This window comes from Paenibacillus sanfengchensis (assembly GCF_036864765.1).
Taxonomy (GTDB): Bacteria; Bacillota; Bacilli; order Paenibacillales; family Paenibacillaceae; genus Fontibacillus; species Fontibacillus sanfengchensis.
In genome coordinates, this window is the sequence record NZ_JBAGJC010000010.1 from 61,445 (window position 1) to 72,544 (window position 11,100).

Annotated in this window: 1 protein-coding gene; it reads right to left on the reverse strand. The window is 55.4% G+C overall.

The window, feature by feature from the left end; translation table 11 throughout:
- Nucleotides 1-14: 14 nt before the first annotated feature.
- Entirely contained in the window at nt 15-11,087 is an 11,073-nt protein-coding gene (locus V4U84_RS19715; protein WP_334077796.1) for an amino acid adenylation domain-containing protein, read from the reverse strand.
- Nucleotides 11,088-11,100: the final 13 nt, after the last annotated feature.

Consider the following 11,100-nt stretch of genomic DNA (forward strand, 5'->3'; position numbering starts at 1 on the left):
ATGGTTAACACCTTTCAGTCGTGCAGAGTATAACCCTTCATTTGTTTTCCGGCGGCCTCATCAAGCATGTTCCGCACCTTGTTCGAATCCTCCGCGACAGGAAGGATCAGCGATACGCAAATCTGGTCTGCCCTGTGCCAGGCCATAAAGAGAATCCGATTCGGATCATCGCAGTTCACACCGTCCCCGTCCAGGTAGTCCAATTCCGTATCCTCTCCAAGCTCCCCAAGATAATTGAAATTGACAGGCATCTCATGATGGGCAGCGGCCAAACGGATGCCCGCGTCGGTGAAACCCGGATCGCTCGACTCGTTATACAGCAAATTCGCAAAATGGATGTTATGATCGGAAACCAGCTTCAGTTTCTGTTTGATCGCCTCGGCCTGCTTGTCCATGTCCACTTCACAGTCCAGCAGCACCGGGATATAATCGACGCACTCGCCCACGAGCTCATAGAAAGATTGATCCCCGTACTGTCTGCCGAAGTGCGTCATCCACATCGGAATCCGCTTCATATTGAAATAAGAACCGAAGAACCTCGCAAAGATCCCCAGGGCTGTTATCCATATGTCTTCGGCCTCATGGGCGGAACCCGCTTGTGAATCTATGCTTATGGAATGGTTAACGACGGTCGTATTTAACGACTCTCCATCGCCGATATTCCGCAGCCGCATACTAACAGCCACCTCTTTGGCCGCCACAACGAAGGACGGAATGTCAAACAGCGCATTGAAGCGCTCCGCCGCTAACCCTTCCGGCCCTCTGCAGATCCGTTCGATAAAGTCCGTAAACATCGCATGCGTTTTTCCCGTTTCGGCGCTTTTCCCTTGGCTCAGCAGCTCATACCGTTCGATGACCCGATTTCGAAGTACCTCATTGCTCATATAATCAAAGATCGTGTGGGAAAACGGAAGCAGCAGGATATATTCCTTTACGTTCTGCTTGACCAGCAATACCCGGTACATCAAGGGATCCCGGCTTGTGTAAGGCTCGATAAAGAACTTGTCCATCAGGGACTTGAGAATACCGCGCTGCGTGCCGGGTTCGAAATGGGAAATATCCATCCACGGCAATTCAAGCCGTTCCGGACCCTCGTGCAGCCGCCAAAATCCTTCTCCGGCATTCGCCGCCTCCACAAATACGCTTCGCATCACCTCCTCTAAAGATACAATTTGCTGCAGCGCCTCACTCAGCAATTCCGGCTGAATGGCCTTGTTCCACTTCACCATCGTTCCCGAGACGTCTTTATGTTGGAAATGATACATTTGGGACGGTGAAATTTTGTAATCCCTAACTACCCGTTGGTCCGTAATTCCCTTGGCGTACTCGGCCTGCATCCTGGCGATGGATTCCAGCCGGTTAGCTACCCAAGCCGGGCCTGCCGTTTGCCGTAAATTCATTCGTTCCATCCATGCTTCCCGGCTCATGCTCAGGTTCAGGGTTTGGGCAGCCCGATCCTCGGCCTCCGCAATGTAATGCGGATGCAGGCGCTCATCAATCAGGCTGACGATCAGTCGCTCCGCTTCGTGCTTCAGGGTTTCGTCCAGCCCGTCGATGTGAACGACTTGATACTCCTTTTCTTCAACGGAATACGTCCGCCATTGGCAGGACCGCCCCAACTCTGCGCCAAGCCATTGCTCCGCCGCCCGGACATCCGCGATGCGATCCCGATCCCCGGACATTACCGCACGGTTTGACCGTATTCCGTAAGCCGCCAATTCCGCCGGAGTTTGATGGGCGAAAACCTGGTTGATACTCAGCTTCCAGCCAAGATCAGCCAGCCTCGTCACCATTTGCATCGCTTTTAACGAATGTCCGCCTAACTCAAAGAAGTTGCTGTGGACGCTAATGCGGTCGATCCCCAAAATTTCCGACCAGACCTGGACGATTGTGGCCTCAACCCCGTCTCTCGGCGGCGTGTACTCCACCTCGTTCCCGTCGTATTCCGGCTCGGGGAGCGCCTTGCGATCGACTTTGCCGTTTACATTCAGCGGGAGCTGCTCCATGAAGACGAAGACGGAGGGGATCATATAGTCGGGCAGCAGCCGGGCCAGATACTCCTTAAGAGCCGGACCGGTCAATTCCACCTCGGCCGAAACATAGGCGCATAGGAACTTATTTGACACATCCCCTTGATCCTTTACCAGCACGACCGTCTCTTTGACCGACGGGTGACCGAGAAGCAGGTTTTCAATCTCGCCGATTTCCACCCGGAACCCCCGGATCTTCACCTGATGATCCAGTCTTCCGATAAACTCGATCGTTCCGTCCGGAAGCCATTTCGCCGCATCTCCGGTCCGGTAAACCCGATCTCCCGGAACAAAAGGATTGGGGATGAATTTTTGCGCCGTTAAGGCTTCATTGTTTATATATCCCCGGGCGACCCCGTCTCCACCGACCCAGAGTTCCCCGGGAACTCCGACCGGATTCAAATTGCCGTATTTATCGACGATGTAGGCCGTTGAATTGCTGATCGGGGGACCGATCGGCACGCTTTTCTCGTAAGCTCGCTCGATCGTGAAGCAGCAGGAGAACGTCGTATTCTCCGTAGGCCCGTATCCGTTCACCAGAATCAGATGCTCGGCATGCTCTCTGACCAACTGAATATGTTTCGGAGAGAGGACATCTCCGCCGACGATTAAGTAACTGACGGAGCTAAACATATCCGGATTATGCTGGGCAAACTGGGTAAACAGCGGCGATGTCAACCATAAGGCCGTAATATGGTGCTTACGCAGCGCCGTTTCCAGATGCTCCGGATCCAGCAGCGTAAATTTGTCGACCAGGTACAGTCTGGCTCCGTTCAACAGCGCCCCCCAAATATCAAACACGCTGACATCGAATACCGGGGCCGCCGTTTGCAAAACGCGGTCCTCTTTCGTAAACCGCACATAATTCGTATTTTTGACCAATCTGGCCACGCCGAGATGCTCGACCATGACCCCCTTGGGCATTCCGGTGGACCCCGATGTATACATCACATATGCAAGGTGGTTGGCGCCGGTCTCATGCCAAAGATTCGGAGCGCTGTAGTCATCCAACTGCCGATGATCCACTACGACGACTTCCGCTTCTTGAACAGCGCGGTCCGCATAACAGCTTCGGGCGAGGAGCCAGCGGGCTCCGCTGTTCCGGAAGAAATACTCCACCCGCTCTTTCGGATGGTCGGGATCGATCGGAAGATAAGCGCCTCCCGCCTTCAGGATTGCCAGCATCCCGATGATCATCTCCAGGGTGCGATCGCCCATGATCGCCACGACGCGATCCGGGCCGACCCCTTTGGCGCGAAGCGTTCGCGCAAGCTGGTTGGCCTTGGCGTTGAGCTCGGCGTAAGTCAGCTCCGTCCCGTCGCAAACGAGCGCGATTCGTTTCGAATGACGGCTGGCCTGTTCCTCGAACAGCTCGTGAATCGTTTGGCGGGGGTACACCGTCTTGGTGTTGTTAAAATCAACCACAATCCGGCGGCGTTCTTCCTGGAGCAGCATGCTGATCTGCGACAGCCTGATCTCCAAGTTCGCCGTAACGGTACGCAGGATCTGGAGGTAATGGGCCATCATCCGCTCCACCGTGTCTTTCCTGAACAACCTGCGGGCATATTCGACATCCAGGCGGATTCGCGTCCCCTCCTCGGCCGCCGTTACCATCAAGTCGAACTTGGACGCGCCGTTGTCGAACGGGTAAGGCTCTATAACCAGTCCTTCGAGCCGGATTTCCCCCACACCGACGTTGTCCACCGCGAACATGGTGTCAAACAGCGGATTGCGGCTGATATCCCGTTGAAGATTCAGCTTCTCGAGCAGATCCTCGTATTGAACCTGTTGATGCTCAAACGCCTCCAGGGAAAGCTCTTTGACCTCTTCCAAATAGGCGAGAAACGGCTTGTTCCCCTCGGGTTGCGTGCGGATCGCGAGCGTATTGACGAACATGCCTATGACGTTTTCCAGTTCTTTATGCGCCCGGCCCGCGGTCGGGGTGCCTACGATAATATCCTCCTGATTTGCGTATTTCGAGAGCAGAATGTGATATGCCGCCAGGAGGAACATGTACATTGTGGTTCCCGTCCGGGCGGCGGCATCCAGAATCCGGACGCTTAAATCGCTGTCGATTTCCAGGGAGAGGGCGTCCCCCTCAAAGCTTTGGAGTTGCGGCCGCGGTTCATCCGTAGGCAGATTCAGAACCGGCAATTCACCGGCGAACCGTTCCAGCCAATACTTCTCTTGCTTCGCGTAGGCTTCCGTCCGGAGCATATCGAATTGCCATGCCGCGTAATCCTTGTATTCAATCCGCTCTGGCTTCGCATCCGCCGTTTCACCACGGTACAACAGGCCTAACTCTTCAACCAGAAGGCGGATCGATGCTCCGTCGGAAACGATATGATGGATGTCGATCATCAGAATATGCTTGTCATGCCGGAGCTTCGCCAGTCCTACGCGGATCAGCGGGGCCGCTTGTAAATCGAACGGCTGCACGAATTGCCGCAGAGCTTCCCGAATAAACTGGGGATCGTCCGGGATTTCCAGGTTCTGAATGGCGAAGGGAACCTCTGAATGCACCTTCTGTACCAATTCCCCTGCGCGGATGTGGAACGACGTCCTGAAAGCCTCATGTCGGCGAATTAAACCGATAAACGCCTGCTGCAGCCGCGAGGGGTCCAGACTCCCCGACAACTGCAAGGCAAATGGCATATTGTAAGCCGTTCCAGCCCCCTCCAGCTCATTCAGAATCAGCAAGCGTTTCTGCGCGGACGAAACCGGATAATACGCCTGTTCCGGAACGCGTGCAATCGAGCTGTAGCCCATCGGCTCCATCGCGTCCACGGCCGCCGCCATTCGTTCCAGCGTCGGGTGATGAAACACCCCGCTCAACGGAAAATCGACGCGCAGGCTTTCCTGGATATGCGCCGCAAGCGTTGCCGCCTTCAGCGAGTGCCCGCCCAACTCGAAGAAATGGCTGAATGCCCCGATGCCGGTGACCCCCAATACATCCGACCACAGCCCGGCAAGTTTCCGTTCGGTTTCGCTGCGGGGCGGCACATCATGATCCCCTGGCGCGGCGGTAAAGTCGGGCTGAGGCAGCGCGCGGCGATCGATTTTTCCGTTGGAGGTTAGCGGGATGCTGTCCAAAGCGACGTAGTGGACCGGAATCATATATTCCGGCAGCTCCCGAGCCAAGCCTTCGCGAACTTCGCGAACGGTCCATTCCCGCAACGTTGTGAAATAGGCGCATAGTTCCTTTTCCTGCTTCGGATTCATTACGACCGCGACAACCGCTTCCCCGATTCCCTCCTGCTTCAGGAGCACCTTCTCGATTTCGCCCAATTCAATGCGATAGCCGCGGATTTTGACCTGTTCATCCAGGCGGCCCAAGTATTCCAGATTGCCGTCCGGCAGCCATCTCGCCAGGTCCCCGGTTCTGTACATTCTTTCGCCCGGATAGAAAGGATCCGCCGTAAACTTCTCCGCCGTGAGCTCCGGCCGGTTCAAATACCCCCGGGCCAGGCTGTCTCCGGCGATGCACAGCTCTCCGGGAACCCCGATCGGAAGCAGCTTGTTATGGACGTCCAGAATATAAACCCGAACATTGTCAATCGGTTTGCCGATCGGAATATTGTCGTAATGGCCGTCCACCTTAAAGGCCGTGGTGACGATCGTATTCTCCGTAGGCCCGTAGTTGTTCACAAGCTCATAGGATCCGGGACGGTAGGACTTCAGCTTGTCCCCTCCGGTAATCAAGACGCGCAGCGAACCGCTCCCAAGCTGGATAAACTGTTCGCAGATGGCCGTGGGCAGGAAGCTGACGGTGACGCCGGTTCTCTCGAAATAATCCGCGAGCCGCGGCACGTCGTACCGGATCTCCTCCGGAATAACGTGCAGTTCTCCGCCGGACAGCAGCGGCGGGAATATTTCCCACACCGAGGCGTCAAACCCGAATCCGGCGTATTTGGTGCATCTATCCTCCGCCGTCAACCTGTAGTAAGTCCGGTACCACTCCGTCATATTCATCAGGGAGCGGTGCTCGATCATTACGCCTTTCGGTTTCCCGGTCGACCCCGAGGTATAGATGATATACGCCAAATCGGAGGCGGAACCGGGAACCGGCGCCAGCAGCGGTTCTTGTAAGGAATAAGGCTCCCGCAGCGCCAGCGCATCCCCCAGATCGACCTTGGGGATAGCTATGTTCCAGTCTTTGGGCTGCAACAGCCGGTTTTTGGTGAGCAGCAGCCCCGCCCCGCTGTCCTCCAACATATAAGCGATGCGTTCGGCCGGATACTCGTGGTCAATCGGGAGATACGCCCCGCCCGTTTTCAGCACCGCAAGCACCGCCACGATCATCTCGGCGGAATGTTCCACCAGGATGGCCGTAATTTGCCCCGGCTTGACGCCGTTGGCCCGAAGGAGAGACGCAAGACGGTCGGCCTTCAGGTCCAATTCCCGGTAAGTCAAACGCTGATCTTTGAATACGACCGCCGTATGGTCCGGGGTCCGCTTCGCCTGTTCGGTAAAACACTCGTGTACAGTGCGGTTTACCGCGATTTTTTTCTTGGAACCATTAAACTGCTCTAGAACCTGCCGCCTTTCCTCCTGCGGCAGCCATTCGATCTCCGCCAACGGAATCTTCCGGTTCGCCGCAATCGCACGCAAAACCTCAACATAATGCTTCAGCAGCCGCGTGATCGTTGAAGCTTTGAATAGCCTAGCCGCGTATTCCGCATCCACGATCATTCCTTGCCCCTTGTCCACGACCGTCACCGTCAGATCAAACTTGGACATGCGGCCGTCCCAGGAGGAAGAGCGGGCGGCAAGCCCGTCAAAGGCAACCTCTTCGATGTCGAGATTCTGCAGCGTAAACACCGTATCGAACAAAGGATTGCGGCTTAAATCGCGTTTTAGCCCAAGCTTCTCGACCAGATCTTCATACTGATATTCTTGATGTTCAAAAGCTTGGAGCGCCGTTTGCTTCACTTCACCCAGAAAACGGTCAAACGGCATTTCCGCTTCCGGCTTGACGCGCAAAGCCAGCGTATTGACAAACATACCGACCGTATGAAGCACATCCGCGTGCGGCCTGCCAGCTGTCGGTGAACCGATAACGATATCTTCCTGGGTGGAATATTTCGACAACAATATGCCGTAAGCGGCGAGCAGAACCATGTACAAAGTGGCTCCCGTTTCACTCGCCAGCTGTTTCAACCGGGACGCCAGCTCTTCGTCAATTTCCTCGGAAATAAACGCGCCTTCGAAATTCTGAATTTGCGGCCGCGGGTAGTCGGTCGGGAAATGAAGCACGGGAAGCTCACCGGCGAATTGTTCGAGCCAGTACCGCTCCTGCTCCTGCAGCGCCCCGGAAGCAGACAGCCCGTTTTGCCAGACGGCAAAATCTTTATATTGAATCCGCGGAGCCTTCCGGACAGTCTGTACGGCCGCTCCGTCTTCCTTGCCGAGACCGTTGTACAGCTCACTGAGCTCCTTCACAATGACGCCGATGGATGCTCCGTCAGCCGCGATGTGGTGGATATCAAAGATCAACGCATGCTGTTCTTCCTGAAGTTGAGCAAACCCGACCCGAAGCAACGGCGCCGCCCCGAGATCGAACGGAGTAACGAAGGAATCGACCAGGTCCTCCGGTTTCTGATCCGGCTTTACCTGCAAACGTGTTACGGCAAACGGCACGCTCTCGTGCACCCGTTGAACCGGCTCGCCCTGATGGAAGGCAAAGGAGGTGCGCAGCGCTTCATGGCGGGCAATCAACGTTTGAAACGCCCGTTCCAGCCGGTCGACGTCTAGTTTCCCTTCGAGCCGCATGACAAAAGGCATATTATAAGCGGTGTCCATCCCCGCCATCCCATTCAAAATAAACAGCCGTTTCTGCGCGGAGGATACCGGGTAAAACTCCGCGGTTGGGGCGGGCTCGATCGCGGCATAATCCGCTTGTCGATTGCCGCCGAGCCTTACAGCCATGTCGGCGAGCACCGGCGCCTGGAAGATCTCCGCCAGCGGCAGTTGAATTTGGAACTGTTTCTTCACTTCCGTAACCAGCTTTAGCGCCGACAAAGAATGACCGCCGAGTTCAAAGAAATGATCGTTTGCGCCGACGGCGGGCAGATCCAACACCAACTCCCAGATCTCCGCCAATTTCCGCTCGGTCTCGGTCCGAGGCGCAATAAAGGAATTCCCGGAATATGCGGCGTGTTCCTCCGGTTCGGGCAGCGCCTGCCGGTTGACTTTGCCGTTCGACGTCAACGGGAGCGAATCCAGAAACACCCAGTGGGCTGGAATCATGTACTCGGGAAGGTGGTTTGACAGATATCGCTTCATTTCGTCCGCACCCAGCCCATTCTCCCCGACCAGATAAGCGCACAGCGATTTGTTGCCTTCCCCTTTATCCCATACAGTAACCACGGCTTCCTTCACGCCCCGATGCATCTGGATCCGGCTTTCGACTTCCCCGGTTTCAATGCGGAACCCCCTGATCTTCACCTGATGGTCCATCCGGCCGATGAAATCAATCGTCCCTTCCGGGAGCCAGCTGGCGGTATCCCCCGTTCGATAAATGCGCTCTCCTTCCGCGAAAGGGCTGGCGATGAACTTCTCCGCAGTTAAAGCCTCATTGTTGATGTATCCGCGAGCGACTCCGTCGCCGCCAACCCATAGTTCTCCCGGAACCCCGACGGGGCATAACTGTCCGTAGAGGTCGACGATATATGCCGTGGAATGGGCGATCGGGCCGCCGATCGGGATGCGAGCATCCTCCAGCGAGCGGATCGTATGGCAGCAGGAGAACGTCGTATTCTCCGTCGGCCCGTATCCGTTGATGATCGTCGTCTCTGAACAGTGCTCGGCGACCCTTTTGATATGCTTGGGTGAAAGAGCGTCTCCCCCGACAATCAGATGACGAAGCGGCTCGAACAGGTCCGGCTGCAGTTGGGCCAGTTGATTAAACAGCGGGGAGGTCAGCCACATCGTCGTGATTTCGTATTCGCGAAGCGCTTCACCCAGCCGCTGCGGATCCAGGATCGCGGTTTTGTCGATAATATAAAGCTCCAGGCCGTTCAGCAGCGCGCCCCATATTTCAAACGTGCAGGCGTCGAATACGGGAGCTCCCGTCTGCAGGATGCGCCCCCCGGGTTGAAAGGGAACGTAGTCCGTGTTCCGGACAAGCCGCACCACATTCTGATGTTGGATCATTACCCCTTTAGGACGCCCCGTTGAACCGGACGTGTACATGACGTAAGCCAAGTTTCCGGGCGTCGGATTCCCTGCCTCCGTACAAGCTAGACCTTGATCCGGCTGACGAGGGTCCAAGGAAGACTCTTCTTCCGTTTGCTCGAGAAGAATCATCTCCACTCCGTCCGCCTGCTTGTCGGCATAACACTTCGGCGAGACGATCCACTTCGCCTGACTGTCGCTCAGCATGTACGCGATGCGGTCATCCGGATATTCCGGATCGAGGGGCAGATAAGCGCCGCCGGCTTTCAAAATGCCCAGCATGCCCACCACCGTTTCCACGGACCGATCGCCGATGATACCCACGATCCTGTCCGGACCGACCCCTCTGCTTCTCAATCGGGATGCAAGCCGGTCGGCTCGTGCGTTTAACTCCCCGTACGTAAGTCTAATATTGGGGCTGACGACAGCCGTCTGTCCGGGGATCCGTTCGGCCTGACGCTCGAACAATTGCACCACGGTTTGATCGCGCGGGTACTCGCCTGCCGTGTTGTTGAATTGGTGCAGGATTTGCTTTTGCTCCTCGTCCGTGAGGATAGATATATCCCGGATCGCCGCGTCCGCCTTGCGGCTGATCTGTGTCAGTACCTGCTCGAAATGCCGGAACAAACGGTCCATCGCGGCTTCCTCATAACGGGAAGCATTGTACTTGAATTTGACCTCGAGCCCGTCGTTCGGCATCAGGATCAGGTTGAAATCATAATGCGTCTGCTCGAAGTCCTCCAGGTCGGTCATCGTGAAGGGGCTGTCCATGTCGTCCTGCGAATCCGCGCTGACCGGATAGTTTTGAAACGCATAAATATGTTGAATCAGATTGTGCTTCTTGAATGTAAGGGATTGAATTTCCGCGAGCGGGTAAAAATCGTAGTTTTGCGTCTCCAGGGAGGATTGCTGCACTTGTTGAATTAATGAAGAGAACGGCTGATGGCCCTGGAAGGAAATCCGGATCGGAACCGTATTGATAAACAGCCCGACCATGTCCTCCACTCCCTCCACTTCGGCCGGCCGACCGGAGGTGACGGAACCGAAGACCACATCCTCGGTTCCGTTATAACGTCCCAATAGCAGAGCCCACGCCGATTGGAGTACGGTATTCAAGGTAACTTGATGGGTTATGGCCAATTGCTCCAGTCTTAGAGCCGTCTCCTCGCTTATTTTATAGCTGCGATCGACCTGAACGAAGCCGCGATCCCGATCACACCGGCTTCTTATGCCGAAGGATGGCAGTTCGATCTCGGAGTCGTAGCTTCGTAAATAATCGGCCCAGTAGGAACGGGCTTCCTCGCGGTTTTGCCGATCCAGCCACTGGATGTATCTGGAGAAGGGAGGAGCCTCCTCCAAAGACAAGGATTGGCCCCGGCTCAGTGCCTTGTACACCTCGAACAACTCCTGAACGATCGTCTTCAAGCACCAACCGTCCATAATAATATGGTGATAGCTCCAAATCAGCTTATATCGCCGATCATCCGTTTGCAGTACGGCTGCGCGGAGCAGCAAATCCTTGGCCAAATCAAAGTCTTTCTTCTGATCCGCCTGAATGAAACGCTGGATATACCGCTCCCGCTCCGCTTCGCCCAAATGGGACAAATTTTCGTAAAAGACGGACATGACCCGTTTTTTAAATACAATCTGTTTCGGGTTTTTCATATTTTCATGCAGAAAATTCAGCCTTAACACATCGTACTTCTCGATAAGCGCGTTAAAACTTCTTTCCAGCAATCCAACATCCAGCTGTCCCGAGACGGTACAGGAAAACTGTTCAAAATAGGCCGAAGACTCCGGATTTAAATAGGAATGGAACAACATTCCCTCTTGCATCGGCGTTAAGTTGAATACCCCCGAGATCGACAGCTTTTCGCTCATGACCATCTCTCCC

Excerpts from the sequence above, each read along its gene's own strand:
- V4U84_RS19715 (WP_334077796.1), bottom strand. The coding sequence starts at position 11,087 with ATGAGCGAAAAGCTGTCGATCTCGGGGGTATTCAACTTAACGCCGATG.